General features: G+C 66.5%; 18 protein-coding genes, 1 other RNA gene and 1 riboswitch. Of the genes, 3 read left to right on the top strand and 16 right to left on the bottom strand.

Going from position 1 to position 14,659, the window contains the following annotated elements:
- Positions 1 to 71 precede the first annotated feature (71 nt).
- Positions 72 to 440, top strand: a transfer-messenger RNA (tmRNA) gene (ssrA, locus tag ABIB49_RS06890).
- Positions 441 to 549: 109 nt separating this feature from the next.
- On the opposite strand, the gene ABIB49_RS06885 is transcribed toward ssrA, so the two are convergent.
- The 12 genes from ABIB49_RS06885 to ABIB49_RS06830 all read right to left on the bottom strand — a co-directional run bounded on the left by ABIB49_RS06885 (position 550) and on the right by ABIB49_RS06830 (position 10,748).
- The gene (locus tag ABIB49_RS06885) at positions 550 to 684 is read right to left on the bottom strand and encodes a hypothetical protein (protein ID WP_256446742.1); all 135 of its coding nucleotides are present in this window, start codon (positions 682 to 684) and stop codon (positions 550 to 552) included.
- 47 nt (positions 685 to 731) lie between these two features.
- A complete protein-coding gene (locus ABIB49_RS06880) occupies positions 732 to 1,103 on the bottom strand; it encodes a hypothetical protein (RefSeq protein WP_226774403.1) in 372 nt (123 codons plus the stop codon).
- Positions 1,104 to 1,164: 61 nt separating this feature from the next.
- A complete protein-coding gene (locus ABIB49_RS06875; RefSeq protein WP_226774404.1) occupies positions 1,165 to 1,542 on the bottom strand; it encodes a fluoride efflux transporter FluC in 378 nt (125 codons plus the stop codon).
- Complete coding sequence (locus tag ABIB49_RS06870) at positions 1,539 to 1,997, bottom strand: fluoride efflux transporter FluC (protein ID WP_282360457.1); 459 nt, start codon at positions 1,995 to 1,997, stop codon at positions 1,539 to 1,541. The genes ABIB49_RS06875 and ABIB49_RS06870 overlap by 4 nt, the downstream gene beginning before the upstream one ends.
- Positions 1,998 to 2,026: 29 nt before the next feature.
- Positions 2,027 to 2,740, bottom strand: a complete 714-nt coding sequence (locus ABIB49_RS06865) for a metal-dependent transcriptional regulator (protein WP_283479307.1) — start codon at positions 2,738 to 2,740, stop codon at positions 2,027 to 2,029.
- Between the two features lie 16 nt (positions 2,741 to 2,756).
- On the bottom strand, positions 2,757 to 4,043 hold the full coding sequence (locus ABIB49_RS06860) for an Nramp family divalent metal transporter (RefSeq protein WP_283479308.1): 1,287 nt from the start codon (positions 4,041 to 4,043) through the stop codon (positions 2,757 to 2,759).
- Between the two features lie 171 nt (positions 4,044 to 4,214).
- The gene (locus tag ABIB49_RS06855) at positions 4,215 to 4,973 is read right to left on the bottom strand and encodes a class I SAM-dependent methyltransferase (RefSeq protein WP_283479311.1); all 759 of its coding nucleotides are present in this window, start codon (positions 4,971 to 4,973) and stop codon (positions 4,215 to 4,217) included.
- Between the two features lie 124 nt (positions 4,974 to 5,097).
- Positions 5,098 to 6,576 (bottom strand): aminotransferase class V-fold PLP-dependent enzyme, encoded by a 1,479-nt coding sequence (locus ABIB49_RS06850; protein ID WP_283479312.1) that lies wholly within the window; start codon positions 6,574 to 6,576, stop codon positions 5,098 to 5,100.
- Between the two features lie 34 nt (positions 6,577 to 6,610).
- A riboswitch (SAM riboswitch) is annotated at positions 6,611 to 6,724 on the bottom strand.
- Positions 6,725 to 6,830: 106 nt separating this feature from the next.
- Entirely contained in the window at positions 6,831 to 7,643 is an 813-nt protein-coding gene (gene hisN / locus ABIB49_RS06845; RefSeq protein ID WP_226774409.1) for a histidinol-phosphatase, read from the bottom strand.
- Positions 7,644 to 7,695: 52 nt separating this feature from the next.
- Positions 7,696 to 8,811, bottom strand: a complete 1,116-nt coding sequence (gene rsgA / locus ABIB49_RS06840; protein WP_283479313.1) for a ribosome small subunit-dependent GTPase A — start codon at positions 8,809 to 8,811, stop codon at positions 7,696 to 7,698.
- Positions 8,795 to 10,225, bottom strand: a complete 1,431-nt coding sequence (aroA, locus tag ABIB49_RS06835) for a 3-phosphoshikimate 1-carboxyvinyltransferase (RefSeq protein WP_282360452.1) — start codon at positions 10,223 to 10,225, stop codon at positions 8,795 to 8,797. Before aroA ends, rsgA begins: the two co-directional genes overlap by 17 nt.
- Positions 10,226 to 10,232: 7 nt before the next feature.
- Positions 10,233 to 10,748, bottom strand: coding sequence for a DoxX family protein (locus tag ABIB49_RS06830; RefSeq protein ID WP_226774413.1), 516 nt, complete (start codon positions 10,746 to 10,748; stop codon positions 10,233 to 10,235).
- A gap of 386 nt (positions 10,749 to 11,134) precedes the next feature.
- Between ABIB49_RS06830 and ABIB49_RS06825 the strand changes: the two genes are divergently transcribed.
- Both ABIB49_RS06825 and rsrA read left to right on the top strand, forming a co-directional pair.
- Positions 11,135 to 11,932: a sigma-70 family RNA polymerase sigma factor gene (locus tag ABIB49_RS06825; RefSeq protein WP_226774414.1), complete on the top strand. Its 798-nt coding sequence runs from the start codon at positions 11,135 to 11,137 to the stop codon at positions 11,930 to 11,932.
- Positions 11,929 to 12,189: a mycothiol system anti-sigma-R factor gene (gene rsrA, locus ABIB49_RS06820; RefSeq protein WP_226774415.1), complete on the top strand. Its 261-nt coding sequence runs from the start codon at positions 11,929 to 11,931 to the stop codon at positions 12,187 to 12,189. The genes ABIB49_RS06825 and rsrA overlap by 4 nt, the downstream gene beginning before the upstream one ends.
- Positions 12,190 to 12,286: 97 nt before the next feature.
- Here rsrA and ABIB49_RS19295 read toward each other — a convergent pair whose 3' ends face one another.
- The 4 genes from ABIB49_RS19295 to ABIB49_RS06805 all read right to left on the bottom strand — a co-directional run bounded on the left by ABIB49_RS19295 (position 12,287) and on the right by ABIB49_RS06805 (position 14,628).
- On the bottom strand, positions 12,287 to 12,361 hold the full coding sequence (locus tag ABIB49_RS19295; protein ID WP_104061284.1) for a 50S ribosomal protein bL37: 75 nt from the start codon (positions 12,359 to 12,361) through the stop codon (positions 12,287 to 12,289).
- 90 nt (positions 12,362 to 12,451) lie between these two features.
- The gene (locus ABIB49_RS06815) at positions 12,452 to 13,072 is read right to left on the bottom strand and encodes a PadR family transcriptional regulator (protein WP_354156837.1); all 621 of its coding nucleotides are present in this window, start codon (positions 13,070 to 13,072) and stop codon (positions 12,452 to 12,454) included.
- Positions 13,072 to 13,899, bottom strand: a complete 828-nt coding sequence (locus tag ABIB49_RS06810) for a DUF4097 family beta strand repeat-containing protein (RefSeq protein ID WP_283479315.1) — start codon at positions 13,897 to 13,899, stop codon at positions 13,072 to 13,074. The genes ABIB49_RS06815 and ABIB49_RS06810 overlap by 1 nt, the downstream gene beginning before the upstream one ends.
- A 129-nt stretch (positions 13,900 to 14,028) precedes the next feature.
- The gene (locus ABIB49_RS06805; protein WP_226774418.1) at positions 14,029 to 14,628 is read right to left on the bottom strand and encodes a GDSL-type esterase/lipase family protein; all 600 of its coding nucleotides are present in this window, start codon (positions 14,626 to 14,628) and stop codon (positions 14,029 to 14,031) included.
- Between the last annotated feature and the right edge of the window lie 31 nt (positions 14,629 to 14,659).

Raw genomic sequence — 14,659 nt, 5'->3', positions numbered from 1 at the left:
ATGGTGCGGTACCGGTTCAGCAGCACGGAAACGGTTCGGCAACATAGCAGCTTGGTTTGATAAAAAAATACGGGGATGATCGGTTTCGACGATGTTAGTCGCGACAGGTGAAGCGGGCCGAGGATGCAGAATTATCTCGTAAACGCTGTCTGCAAACCAATAAGTGCCAATTCAAAACGCACTGACTTCGCTCTCGCTGCCTAAGCAGTAAGACAGTCCGTCAGCCCGAGGTTGCTATTGCCCCGGATCCTGGCGTCATTTAGATAGCCACTGCTGTTAACCCCCGTCATCGGGGTGAACGGGACTCTTTGATGACTGGGCCCGGATCAGCCAGCTGTTTGTAGCGTGGCTGGGGCCGAGAAAATCCAACGCAAACTGCGCCCGGAGAAGCCCTGACAACACGACATCGGACGGGGGTTCAATTCCCCCCATCTCCACCATCGGAGCACCGGAAACGTTGCTCCACCCCGTAAAGTCCCACACAAAAGGCCGGAAGCTGACGCTTCCGGCCTTTTGCTTTGCCTGCACGGCCCGGCTGGCGGGTTGCGCTCAGTGCTTCTTGATGTGCGATACCGGGTCCGCGTGCGTCTCCGCGACGTTTTTGGACTTCTTCTCGGCCCGTTTTTCCTTGATGGTCTTCACCGGCTTTTTGGCCATGCTCCGGTGCGGTGATTTGTCAGGCATGCGGGTGCTCCCTCACAGCGGGGCCGGAATGGCCCCATAAGATAAAGCTACGCCTCCGGCACCGCGACGTCGACGATTCCAACGAACCGGCTGCCCACACCCTCATACTCGCTGCGGACCAAGCCGGCAGCGGCTGCGGGACGCTCAAACGAGGCGTGGTGTTCGCAGCAGACGTAGGTGAAGTCCGGCCACCATTTCTTCGGCCGGGCCGCTTCGGAGAAGCCGCAGACAGCACAGGAAAGCTGGACCCAGACGGGGCGTTTACCGGTCCGGTTGGCCTTGGACTGGACCAGCCACTGCGGCGGGTTGTCAAGGAGTTCGCCGAGTTCGGTTTCGCTCAGCCGGGACGGGATGCCGTGACGGTGAGCCATTTCCAGCGGAATGTCGAGGACTTGGGCTGCTTCACGTCGGGTAACCATGCTTCAACGATACGGGATCGGATGCTCCGTCATCGCAGTCGGGAGGCCGGCGTTAGGCTCGTCACAGGGCAGTGAGGGAGAGCCCGAGCGCTGCTGCGGCGAGGCCGAGGATTAGGTTGGCGGCGACGTTGAGGGTGGCGGCGCGGTAGCGGCTTTCGCTCGCAAGCCGGACAGTGGCGGTGGTCCAGGAGCTGAATGTCGTGAGGCCGCCGGCGAGTCCCGTCGCGAGGCCGGACTGCCACTCAGGCCCCAGTCCCCAGTGTGCCGTGCCGCCGATGGCCGCGCCGATGATAAAGGAACCCGTCACGTTGACGGCGAGGGTGGTCCAGGGCCAGTGGGAATGACGGGCCGGGAAGGAGTTAGCAAACCAGGAGTCGACGGCGAAGCGCAGCAGGGCGCCGGCAACACCGAAGGCTCCGACGAGCAGTGCCGTGATCATGATGCCCGGCCGGTCAGATCAGCCATTGCCTTTCCGGTCTTCCACCCCGCGGCCGCCGCACCGAGCCCCAGGACGAGTGAGAGTCCCAGATAAACCAGCGAGCTGGTTTGGAAACCGGCCCTGAACTGCTGGTCCAGGGCGAACACCACCGCCGAAAACGTAGTGAAGGACCCCAGCAACCCGGGTCCGAGTCCGGCACGCAGCCAGAACGCCGTCTTCGGCCGCGCGATCCAGACGGTGGTGAGGGCCGCGAGCACAAAACTGCCGAGGACGTTGATCGCCAAGGTGGTCCAAGGGATTGTCCCGGCGGATTCCGGGAACACCAGGCCGGCCCCGTAGCGCAGCTCCGTTCCGATCAGGCCGCCGACGGCGACGGCCGTCCATGCATGCCAGCCCGGCGACCGGTCATGCGCCGCACCCGCCGTCCGGGGGAGCGACTTTGCCGTGTGTTTCATACCCCGGCTCCGGTCAACTCGGCCCGCACTCAGGACCGCCCGAGGCTGCAGCCGGGATGGGTAACGTCACTGTGGACCCAGAGGGCGGAGGCGACTTCCTCGGCCAGATCCACTTCCTGCCCGGCCGCGCCCGAGCCGATGCGAACTACCAGGGCGCCGCCGAAAGGCTTGCGCCCCAGCACCTCGACGTCGTCGTCAAGGTCGATTTCTTCCGCGGAAAGGTAGCGCAGGAGCTCGGGGTTTTCGTCACTGATCCGGGTAATCCGGCCGGTGTGCCCATCGTCGAGCTCGCTCATCCGGTGCGCCACCGGGATCAGGACGGAGCCGTCGGCGGCAGGGATCGGATCCCCATGCGGATCACGCCGCGGGTTCCCGAGCTTGGCTGCCATCCGCTCAATGAAGGTGTCCGAGACGGCGTGTTCGAGCAGCTCGGCCTCGTTGTGAACCTCGTCCCAGCGGTAGCCGAGTTCCCGGACCAGGAATGTTTCGATGAGCCGGTGCCGTCTGACCATGGACAACGCCAGCCGGACACCGTCGGCGGTGAGGGTGATCGCGCTGTACGGCTGGTGGTCCACGAGTCCCTGGTCCTTGAGCTTGCGGACCATTTCGGAGACCGAGGAGTTGGCGACGCCGAGGCGTTGTGCCAGCTGGGTGGAGGTGATCGGCTTGTCCTGCCACTCCGTAAAGGAATAGATGACCTTGACATAGTCCTCGATCGAGGAAGAGGGCAGGCTGGTCTTCACAGCATCCAGCCTACCGTTAGCCCGCGCTGGCGAAGGTCAGCCACAGCAGTGCGAGGTTAAGCGCGACCACCAGGATGACGCTGACGACAGCTGCGATCCGAAGCGCCATTCCATCGGCGAACCGGCCCATCAGCGACTTGTTACTGGTCAGGACAACCAGCGGGATCAGCACAAAAGGGATTCCGAAGCTCAGGACAACCTGGCTCAGGACCAGTCCCCAGGTAGGATCGAAACCCACGCTCAGCAGCACCACCGCCGGTACCAGGGTGATGATGCGCCGCAGCATCAGGGGGACCCGGATCTTGAGCAGCCCCTCCATAATTGAGCCGCCGGCGTAGCAGCCAACGGACGTGGAAGCCAGTCCGGAGGCGAGCAGCCCGACGGCGAAGATGACGCCGATGACGGGTCCGAGGCTGCTGGTGATGGCGGCATGGGCTCCTTCGATGGTGTCTGTTCCGTCCGCACCGCCGAGGGTCGATGCGGCCAGCAGCAGCATCCCGATGTTCACAAGACCGGCGAAGGCCAGGGCGACGACCACGTCCCAGCGGGTCGCCTTGACCAGCCGGGCGAGGGCCGGGGCGGGAACATGGACGTGCGGGTCCGGACGATGCCGGTCCCTGGACAGTGCAGAGTGGACGTAGATGGCGTGCGGCATCACCGTGGCGCCGAGCATGCTCGCGGCCAGCAGCACAGTCTCGGGACCCTGGAAGCCCGGGATCAGCCCGGCTGCCACACCGGCAGGATCAGGCGGGCTAACAAAAAGGCCGGCCAGGAACCCGATGGTGATGATGCCGAGCAGGAAGATAATGATGAACTCAAATGGCCGCTGCTTGTTCCGGGCCTGCACGGCGAGGAGTCCCATGGAGACGGCGCCGACGATTACGGCGCCAAGGGGCAAAGGCAGTCCAAAGAGCAGGAAGAGCGCGATTGCCCCGCCCACCACCTCGGCAAGGTCAGTGGCAGCAGCCACGATCTCGGCCTGCACCCAAAACGCCCGGCGCCAGAACGGCTTCAGCCGCTCACCAAGAATCTCCGGCAGGCTTTTGCCGGTGACAAGCCCGAGTTTGGCGGACTGGTATTGCACCAGCACGGCCATAATGTTGGCGGCCACCAGGACCCAAACGAGCAAGTAGCCGTATTGCGCTCCGGCGGTGAGGTTGGCCGCCACGTTGCCGGGGTCCACGTAGGCGATCGCGGCAACAAATGCCGGCCCCAGCAGGCCGATCATGGCCCGGCGGCCGGCCGGTTTCGGCCGGGCGGCCGTCGCCGGTCCCGCGCCGTCGTGTCCTGTTACGTCCAGCACTGGGCTCCCCTGCTAGGTGCGTCGCCGTCGACGCGGGCGGCAACGGCGGGTGGATGCCTGCGCCGAAGTTTGCGAACGCCTACAAATAATTATTAGGCATACCGAAACCATAAGCCACGGTGGCTGTCCGCGGCAACGTCGACGGCTCCAAAAGGACCTTTCCGGCCGGTGTCAGGACCGCACGGCCCGCCAGCTCTGTGTCAGGTAGGGGAGCGGGATCACTTCATCGCCCTGATGGCCCAGGTGCTCGTGCAGATACCAGTCGAGGTTGCCCAGCACCTTGGTGCGGGTGGCCTGGCCGGCCGCCAGGTAGTAGCTGCGGGACTTCGCCAGCGCCAGGATGTCTGCGCCGCGCACCGGATCTTCCCACCGGGTGAGATGGCTCTCCAGTCCCGTAAATTCAGGTCCCAGCGGCGGTGTGAAGTGCGGTTTGTGCACGTCGCCGGCATGCATAATGCGCGAGAGCCGGTGCACCCAGGGAACAGACGTGTCCAGCTGGTTCCAGATCAGCCCCAGGACACCGTGCGGGCGGAGGATCCTGGCGATTTCCGTGCTGGCCAGCAGCGGATCGCACCAATGCCAGGCCTGGGCGACTGTCACCACGTCGAAAGCACCGTCGGGCAGCCCCGTCCGCTCCGCGGTACCCTCGACGGCGGTGACCCCGGGAAGCGCCCGGCGCAGCTGTTCCAGCATGTCCGCGGATGGGTCCACTGCCACCGTGCGCAGGCCGCGCCCGACCAGCAGCGCCGTGAATTTCCCGGTTCCGGCGCCGAGGTCCGCGGCATCCGCTGCGCCGCCGGGGATCAGCCAGCCAGCCGATTCCTCGGGATACCCGGGCCGGACGCGGTCGTAGTGTTCCCCGCCGTCCTGAAAGCTGTGCCCCAGCTCCTGGCGCCGCCCCTGGGGCAGCTTGGGTCCGCCGCGTGCCACGTTTGATCTCCTTCGGCAGGTCCGGGTACGTACCTTGTGAATTTACCGCACCGGGCAGGGGCCGCGTTTGCAGGGGCCGTGTCTGCCGGCGCCGCCGGAGCCAGCGCCGCCGCACCGGCGGCCGTTAGTCCAGCGTGCAGGGCGCCGCCCCGGCCGTGCCGGGGGTATTGGGGGCCCAGTGCGGGTAGCTGCGGGTGTCGTTGGACGGTACCCAGCGGCCTGCGTCCACCACGTAGTCCCAGCCGAGGCCGTTCCCGAGCAGCTCCCGGACTCCGGTGAGCAGCCGCTGGGCGTCATCAAGCCTGGAGCCCAAGCCGAAGCTTGCCCGAAGCGACCCCGAGGGCAGGCCAAGCCGCCGGAGCAGCGGATGCGCGCAAAACCTGCCGTCGCGCAGCCCCATACCGTGCTCGGCGGACAGGTAGGCTGCCACCAGGCCCGCGTCGTAGCCTTCCACCGAGAAGTTGACGACGCCGATGGTGCCGGCGCCGGGAAGGGTTTGTGACCCGGTGCCCGCCCCCGGCCCTGCAGCCGCGTCGAAGGTACCGCTGTCGGAGAAGATCTGGTGGACCGTCACACCGTCGATCCGGGCGAGGCCCTCCACCAGGAAGGACCGGATGGCGTTCTCGTGCGCGTGCCACTGGTCCGGGTCCAGCCCGGCGATGATTTGCGCGGCCCGGGCCAGGGTGGCGGCGCCGAGCACGTTCGGGGATCCGCCCTCATGCCGGGCGGGTCCCGTGGTCCAGCTGACGGTGTCGATCCGGGCGTCCTGGACGGCCCCGCCGCCCGCGAGGTGCGGGATGCCGGCGTCGAGCCAGTCGGGACGCCCGATCAGGACGCCGGCACCGAAGGGTGCGTAGAGCTTGTGCCCCGAGAAGGCGATGTAGTCGAGATCGTCCGTGGAGACGTTGATCCGCCGGTGCGGGGCCAACTGGGCGGCGTCGACGACGATCCGGGCGCCGTAGTCGTGCGCCAGCGCTGCCAGGGCGCGGATAGGCAGGATCTCGCCGGTGACGTTGGAGGCACCGGTCACGGCAAGCAGGCTGACGCCGCCGTGTGCGAGTTCCTCGCGGAGCAGCTCCAGGGTGGCCGCGAGGGTGGGGGCGGCAATGACGCTGCGGTGGGGTACCCGCTGCCAGGGCAGGAGGTTGGCGTGGTGTTCAATGTCGAGGTAGAGCACCTCGCCGGTATGCTCGCCGTTGACGACCGGCAGGCAGCCGGCCAGCAGGTTCAGCGAATCAGTGGTGTTCCTGGTGAAGATCACCGCATCGTCCGGCCGGCCGCCAACGAAGTCGCGGACAATCCCGCGGGCGTTCTCGTAGACCGAGGTGCTGATCTGGGAGGCATAGCCGGCGCCGCGGTGGACGCTGGCGTAGAACGGCAGGATCTCGTTGAGGTAGGCCGAGACCACGGACAGCGCCGGAGCCGAGGCACCGTAGTCCAGGTTGGCGTAGCGGACATGTCCGCCCTGGATGAGAGGCGCCTGGATCTCGGCGCCGGTCACCGCGGCCAGCGGCCGGCGGGCAACGGCGAACCGCGGATCGGGATGTGCCGGACCGGTGTCGGCCTGAACCTCGGCGGCGGCAGGAATGGTGGCAGTCGTCATGGGACCTCGCTCGAAAAGGACCCCACGCACCGGGGATCCGCGCTTGCCGGGTCCGTTCCGGACCGGCCAGGTCGTCACCCGGGGCACCCCGCCGCGAATGGAGGGTTGCCGGCCAGCAAACCGGGGTTTAGCGCTGGCACTCGTGACCTGGTTCGAGCCTAGGCCATGCCGGCTTCCGTGGAAAAGGCAGGGCAGGATTGTGAAGTCCTTTGTGACGGGCCGGTACCGAAGCTGCCGAACGGCGCCGGACGCGCTTACAGCAGGTCGTCCAGCCCGGGGTTCAGACGCTTGAGGACTTCGGAGTGCAGAATGGAGTTGGTCGCGAGGGCGTTGCCGCCGAAGGGACCGTCTTCTCCTTCGAGGGAGGTAAAGCGGCCGCCGGCCTCGGTGACGATCGGAACCAGCGCGGCCATGTCGTAGAGGTTGAGTTCGGGTTCGCAGGCGATATCAACGGCACCTTCCGCCACCAGGCAGTAGGACCAGAAGTCGCCGTAGGCGCGGGTCCGCCACACCTCTTCGGTGAGCCCCAGGAACTCGTCAAGGTTGCCGCGCTGCTTCCAACCTCCCAGGCTGGAATATGACAGCGAGGCATCCGGCAGGCTCGCGACGTTGGAGACCTTCAGCCGGGTTGCGGCCGCCAGTGAACGGCCCATGTACGCACCGGCGCCTTTTGCCGCCCACCAGCGCTTTCCCAGCGCCGGGGCACTGACAACGCCGACCACCGGCTCGCCCTCATCGACGAGGGCGATCAGCGTCGCCCAGACCGGGACGCCGCGGACGAAGTTTTTGGTCCCGTCAATCGGGTCGATGATCCAGCGGCGGGAGCCGTGGCCGGAACTGCCGAACTCCTCCCCGAGCACGGCGTCGCGGGGCCGGGACCGCGACAGCTGGCCACGGATGGCCTCCTCGGCGGATTTATCGGCGTCAGTGACCGGCGTCAGGTCCGGCTTCGTCTCGATCCGAAGGTCGAGCGCCTTGAAGCGGCTCATGGTCTGGGCATCTACGGAATCTGCCAGGACATGGGCAAGGCGCAGGTCGTCGTTGTAGCTCGAAGCGGGTTGACTCATGCTTCCAAACTACCGTCAAAGCGGGCAGGGAAGCGGTAGGCGCCGCGGCCTGCTAGGAGACGGTGCCCAGTTCCTTAACGTCCTGGGCTTCCAACCGCGGGTCTGTCCCGAGCAAACGGCGCAGTGAGGCGAGCCTGGCCGGACCGGATTCTCCTGCCTGGCCGGAGGCCACCCAGGCGTCCACGCCGCAGTTGACGGCGCTGGAATCGTGCTTGCAGCCCCGTTCGCAGTCGTCGGTGCCGGGCTCGAGGTCGGGGAAGGACCGCAGGATCCGGTCCGGGTCCACATGCGCGAGCCCGAAGGAGCGGATGCCCGGGGTGTCGATGATCCAGCTCCCCGCCGGCGCATCGTTGACTTTGAGGGCCAGCGCGGAGGATGAGGTGTGGCGGCCGCGCCCGGTCACGGCGTTGACACCGCCGGTGGCGCGTTCGGCGCCGGTGAGGGCGTTAACCATGGTGGACTTGCCGACGCCGGAATGGCCCAGCATCACGGTGACCTTCCCGTCGAGGTAGGCGCGCAGCTGTGCGACGGCGTCCTTGTCCAGCCGGGCGGAGAGCCCGTCATCGGAGCGGGCATCGATGCCCGAGGCGGCGGAGTCCGCCGTCTTGGAAATAATCACCGGGAAAGCAAGGTGCTGGTAGTTGGCGAGGAGCTCGGCAGGATCCTTGACGTCGGCTTTGGTGACAAGCAGCAGCGGATCGATCCCGGCGTCGTACGCGGCCACCAGGGCGCGGTCGATAAATCCGGTCCGCGGCTCGGGATTGGCGGCCGCCACCACGATCACCAACTGGTCGGCGTTGGCGACGACGGCGCGCTCGATCGGGTCCGTGTCGTCGGCGCTGCGCCGCAGCAGGGTCCTGCGGTCCTGGATCCTGACCAGCCGGGCCAGGGTGTCGGGCTCGCCGCTGACGTCGCCGACCAACGAAACGAAGTCGCCGGCCACTACCGGGTTGCGGCGCAGTTCGCGGGCGCGGGCGGCGATGATCTTCCGTTCTGCCCCCGCGCCTTCGGCGACGACGGCGGTGTAGCGTCCGCGGTCAACGGTAATGATCCGCCCGGTCACGGCATCGTCGTGGCTGGGCCGGTCCTTGGTGCGGGGCCGGGTGCCTTTTTTGTTGGGGCGGATCCGGGCGTCGGATTCGTCCCAGGAATCAGTGCTGCGTGCCACCGGAGGCGTCCTTCTCTGCCGGGGAGGCCCCTGCGGGAGGCGTGTTTCCTGCGCTGAGGCCAAGCATGGACTCCCACAGTTGCGGGAAGTCGGGCATGGTCTTCGCCGTGGTCCCAATATCCTCGACAACGACGCCCGCTACGGCCAGGCCGAGGATGGCGCCGGCCGTGGCCATACGGTGGTCGGCGTAGCTGCGGACGACGCCGCCGTGCAGCGGGGCGGGCCGGATGATGAGGCCATCAGAGGTCTCCTCCGCGTCCCCGCCGAGCCGGTTGATCTCCGCCACAAGGGCGGCCAGCCGGTCCGTTTCGTGCCCGCGGAGGTGGGCGATGCCACTGAGCCGGGAGGGACCGCTGGCTAGCGCGCAGAGTGCGGCGACAGTGGGGGCAAGTTCGCTGGTCTCGTGAAAGTTCCCGCCGGTGAGCTCCGGGCCGCCGGTGACGGTCAGGGTACCGTCGGTGAGCGACACGGTGGCCCCCATCTCCGCTAGCACGCTGCGCCACATATCGCCGACCTGCGTCGTCGGGGCCGGCCAGTTCGGGATGCGTACGGTGCCTCGGGTGGCCAGGGCCGCCGCCAGGAACGGACCGGCGTTGGAAAGGTCCTGTTCGATCCTGACGTCAAAGGCCCGGATGGGTCCGGGCGAGACAACCCAGTGGTTTGGGCGGGAATCGTCAACGGCTACCCCGGCTCCGCGCAGCACGGCGACGGTCATGGTGATGTGGTCAAGGCTGGGAACGGGCATCCCTGGGTGTTCGTGGCTCTGGTGTTCGAGGTGCAGTCCGTCCACAAACCGGGACCCGGCCAGGAGCAGTGCGGACACAAACTGCGAGGACGCGCTGGCGTCAATAACGAGGTGGCCGCCGCGCACGGCGGCCGCGCCGTCGACGGTGAACGGCAGCGAGGATGCCGGGCCTCCGTCGGGCGCGCTGACTCTGACGCCCAGCCCGGTGAGGGCTTCGATGATGGGGCCCATTGGGCGCTCGCGCGCGTGCGGATCCCCGTCGAACAGCGTCAGCCCCGGGCGCAGGGCCGCGAGGGGCGGCACGAACCGCATAACCGTCCCCGCCAGCCCGCAGTCCACCACTCCCGTCCCCCCGGCTGCCGCCTGGCTGATGGGCGTGATGGCCAGGTCCGGGCCGAAATCGCCGTCGCCGGGCACTTCCGTGATCCGGGCCCCGAGTTGCCGCAGCGCCGCGATCATCAGGGCGGAGTCCCGGGAGTGCAGCGGAGCCCGGAGCCGTGAGGGCCCGTCCGCGAGGGCGGCCAGCACGAGATAGCGGTTGGTCAGGGACTTGGACCCCGGAACGGTGACTGTTGCGTCCACCGGGTGTCCGGCGAAGGGCGCCGGCCAGAGGGCGGCAGCGTTCGCCGGCAGGGGGTGTGCGGCTGCTGTGGGGGTGGTGCCGGTCATTGCTGCTTTAGGCTCCGACGGTGTGGTCTACGGCTTTGCGTACGGCCTTGTCGGCTTTTTTCATCTGTTTGCCGGTGCTCTTCCGGACATCGGCCGCAAGGTGCTCAGCCCGCCAGGCCAGGCTGGGACGGCCGTCCGTGTCGACTGCGGCGAGCAGGACGCCGCCGGTCAGTGAGACGTTCTTGAGCAGCTGCTTGCGGCGGGCGTTGCGGCCCTCAGTGGAGGTGATGTCCGCGCTGCGCCATTCGACGTAGCTGTTGAGCGCCGAGATGACAGCCAGGATGCTTGCGGCCAGACGTGCCGACTTGCCGAGGGCAAACATAAGGCCGGCCCCGACCTGGGTGCCGCCGATGACCCGGGCGAGGACTTTTTCGCTGGTCTGGAACGGCAGGGACTCCGCCGCGCGGCGCAGCAGGGGTGAGAGCTGCGTGGCGGTGTCATCCGCGTTCTTGAGCTTGTCCAGCCCGGCAAGGACGAAACTGGACGCCAGCATGGGCCGGGCGAGAAAGCGGACAAACGACATGAAATTCCTCCTGGGTGGGCGGACCGCGGGAATGAAGCGGGAGAACCGGTTCTAGTCTTGCACTTTTGTGGAATATTTGCCCGCCGGGCGGGGTTGTCAATAGCAGATTTCAGGCCCTGGTTTAGGGCTGGATGTAGGTTCAGCGAGAGTCAGATCGGCCCGGAACGACTGGCTGGAACACGGTGCCACGGGCAAACGAGTCAGTCGTGGCGCAGGAAGGCGGAACTATGGTTCTGGTGAAGGATACGCCGTTAAGGAACAGTCTCTTGGCGACCAGCGGGAAACCGGCGTTAGGAGGCGGGCAGTTGTGGGCTGATGCCCTGCAGCAGGCAACCATGCCGGCAGGCCGGGACGGCCGCCGCACTCTCACAGTAGACTTGGGGGCAATGAGCACCATGGATCCGGCCGTCACGGCCAAGCACACGGTCGCCGGAAACGGTGCCACACCCGCCAAGCCACCCGCCGCCAGTCCTGCTGGCGCACCGTCAGGGGCTGCCCCGGAGATTGACGCCGGGCTGGACGCGGCGGCGCGGGAGACGATCGTGGACGGTCAGGCGCTGGACACTGCGACTGAAACGACGCAGGAACGCCGGGCGCGGTTCGAACGCGACGCCATGCAGTATGTTGACCAGCTGTACTCCGCGGCCATGAGGATGGCCCGAAACCCCGCCGACGCCGAGGATCTCGTCCAGGAGGCGTACACCAAGGCTTTCTCCGCGTTCCATCAGTACAAGCCCGGCACCAACTTGAAGGCCTGGCTTTACCGCATCCTGACGAATACCTACATCAATCTTTACCGCAAGCGCCAACGCGAGCCCCTGCAGTCCAACTCGGACACCATTGAGGACTGGCAGCTGGCCCGGGCCGAGTCGCATACGTCCTCGGGTCTGCGGTCGGCCGAAGCCGAGGCCCTCGACCACCTGCCGGACTCGGATGTGAAGCGGGCGCTGCAGTCCATTCCGGAGGAGTTCCGGCTGGCGGTCTATTTTGCCGACGTCGAGGGATTCGCGTACAAGGAAATTTCAGAAATTATGAACACGCCGATCGGGACCGTGATGTCCCGCCTGCACCGCGGCCGGAAGCTGCTGCGGGATATGCTCGGCGACTACGCCGCCGAGCGCGGATTCAGGGCTGCAGATGCAATCGCGGCTGCCGGAAGCGACAAACAGGAGAACAGGAAATGAGCGACTGCCAGGGACTGGGCGACTGCGACGACACCCGGATGCAACGTATCTACGAGTACCTCGACGGTGCCCTCACCCACGATGACATCGCCGAAATCAAGGACCACTTGGACGGCTGCCCGGAATGTTTTGAGCAGTACGACCTCGAATGTGTCATCAGGGTCATGGTGAAGCGTTCCTGCAGCGAGGCAGCCCCGGAAAACCTCAAGAACGCGATCCTGGACCGGATCCACTCGAGCAACCCGGTTGAGGCCTGAGCGGGCCCAAGGTTCGGCTCGACCGCCAAAAACGAATGACCCCGGAAACCGTGAGGTTCCGGGGTCATTCGTCCAAAGCTGTCATTCCAAGCTTTGCTTAGGCGTTGGGGCGCTTGCCGTGGTTCGCGCCGCCACGCTTACGGTCACGACGTTTACGTGCACGTTTGCTCATAGCTGGCCTCCTTAATTTTTGGTACTCAAAAGAGCTGCCCTCAAGTCTCCCACATCGGGGCACCCGCCGCGAACCGGCGGGGCGGGCGGATCACTCGAGGGAACTGCGGATGGAGATCCGTGCCTGGTCCAGTACCGTCTTGACAGTCTCCAGCGTCACCGGCGTGATCGGGTGCCGTCCGCCGTGGCGGCGCAGTTCCACCCGGACGTCGTCGCGGAAGGCCTGCACCAGCATCTCGGCCTCCCGCAGCCGGGTGTCGCCTTCCGGTGAGTAGCGCTGCCCGGCCAACGCGGCAACTGTTGAGCCAGCTGCGCGGGCCGAGGAACGCGCGGCCTCGGCCGTTGCAGCCAGCTCGGCCCGGAGGCCGCGCATGTTGACCTTGATGTCCTGCCGCAGGTTGTCGGCCAGCCGCCGGACGGACGCGCTGATATCTTTTTCCACGCCTGCAAGTTCGTCCCGCCGGCGCTCCAGCTCCAGGAGTCCGCCCGGGGTGATGCTGTAGTAGGTACGGCGTCCCTCGCTGTGGGTGTCCACCAGCCCTTCCTCCTCCAGCTTGCCCAGCCGCGGATAAATCGTTCCGGCGCTGGGGGAGTAGGTTCCGCCGAAACGTTCGCTGAGCGCCTTGATCAGCTCGTAGCCGTGCTTCGGACCCGATTCCAGCAGTGCCAGCAGATAGAGCCGCAGGGCCCCGTGGGCGAAGACCGGGGGCATCAGCGTTCCTGTACGGTGTCCGCGCCGGGCAGGCCGTGGAAGATCGACGTCCTGCCGGACACTGAATTGGTCCGGACCAGCATAAGTTGGGTGTCCGGGCCGGCGATGGTCTGGACCGTGCCCCCTGGCTGATTGTACTTCTGGTCGTCAATGACGATGGTGCCGCTGGCGGACTTGGCAATGATGTCCACGCCGACATCGTGCGGGAGCCGGATGGTGACGTCTCCGGAGACTGAATTGGCACCAAAGTCCTGGGCGAAGCCGTGCAGGTCGAAATTGAGGTCGCCACTGACGGTGTTGGCGCGGATATTGCTGAGGTCACCCGAAGCCGTGACCTCGCCCGAGACGCTCTTGGCCGTCAGCACGCCGCGATGGTTGCGGGCGATCACTTCGCCGCTGACGGTGTTGAGTGAGAGGTCCCCGGCGGTGCCGTCGGCCAGCACGGAACCGGAGACCGTGTTCAGCCGGGTGTGCCCGCTGACCCCGGAGACCATACCGTCGCCGCTGACGGTCCCGGCCTCAATGTCGATCCCGGCCGGCGCGGCGATGCTGATGACCAGCGAGTTGCTGCTGCTGTTGTTGACGGTCCCCATAAGGTTCTTGAACCACCCCTGCGGCCCGTGCAGCTGGTGGCGGACCTCGAGGCGGCCGTTCACGAGGCTGATCGCCAGCGGGTCGCCATGGACCTCGGATACTTCGATTCGGGTGACGGGATCATCATGGGTGACGATGTCGAAGCGTCCCCGGACGATGCCGAGCTTAAGCGAGCTGACGCCGTCGACGTCGATGGTCTGCGGACCGGTGACGGTCCAGTTGTTCTCTGTCATGGCTCCTCCAGGAGGGCGATACTTCGTGCGGATAGTTGCGATATATCGTGACTCATAAGTCACGATATATCGCCGTCCTGGCACGGTCAAGATATATCGCGGAGTTTTCCCGGGGACGGATACCGGCGGCTACGCCGGCGCGTCAATCCCCAGCCACTGGAACCAGCCGCGGTGCAGCACGAGCCACGCCATCAGGCCGTAGCCGGCCTGGCCGGGGGTGCCGCCGTTCGCGGCCAGGTCCTGGCGCCACTGCTCGTGATTGAGCAGCGGCGAAAAGGTGTCGACGTAGAGGTGCTTGCGCCGGGTGGTGACGTCCGCAAATGCGGTGTTCAGTTCGCCGAGCCGGCGGTTCTGCGCGGGATCCAATGTTGGCGGCGGGCCCACGATAAAGACCTCGATCTTGTTCTGCGAGGCCGCGTCCAGGATGTTGGCGAGGTTGAGCCGGCTCCGGGCAGTCGAGAGCCCAAATTCGACATCCCGGCCGGAGAGTCCAATTACGAGGCGGTTTTCGCAGTGGTCGTTGAAGCGCCGGCCGGCTTCCGCGAGCCAACGGGCTGCCAGCCCTTCGGTGCCTTCCTGCGGGCAGGGGAGGGAATAGCATTCCAGGGACAACCCGTCCTGCGGCGTGCGCGCCAGCACCCGGCCCAGCCAGCCCAGTGCGCGGGGATCACCCAGCCCGGCCAGCATTTCATCGCCAACGGCTGCGATCCGCAGCTTTCGATCTTCCACGACTACCTCTTCACTCCAGAGCGTCCAATAA

It is taken from the genome of Arthrobacter sp. UYCu512, from assembly GCF_040547075.1.
Lineage (GTDB): Bacteria > Actinomycetota > Actinomycetes > Actinomycetales > Micrococcaceae > Arthrobacter.
This window is presented reverse-complemented; position numbering and strand designations above follow the sequence as displayed.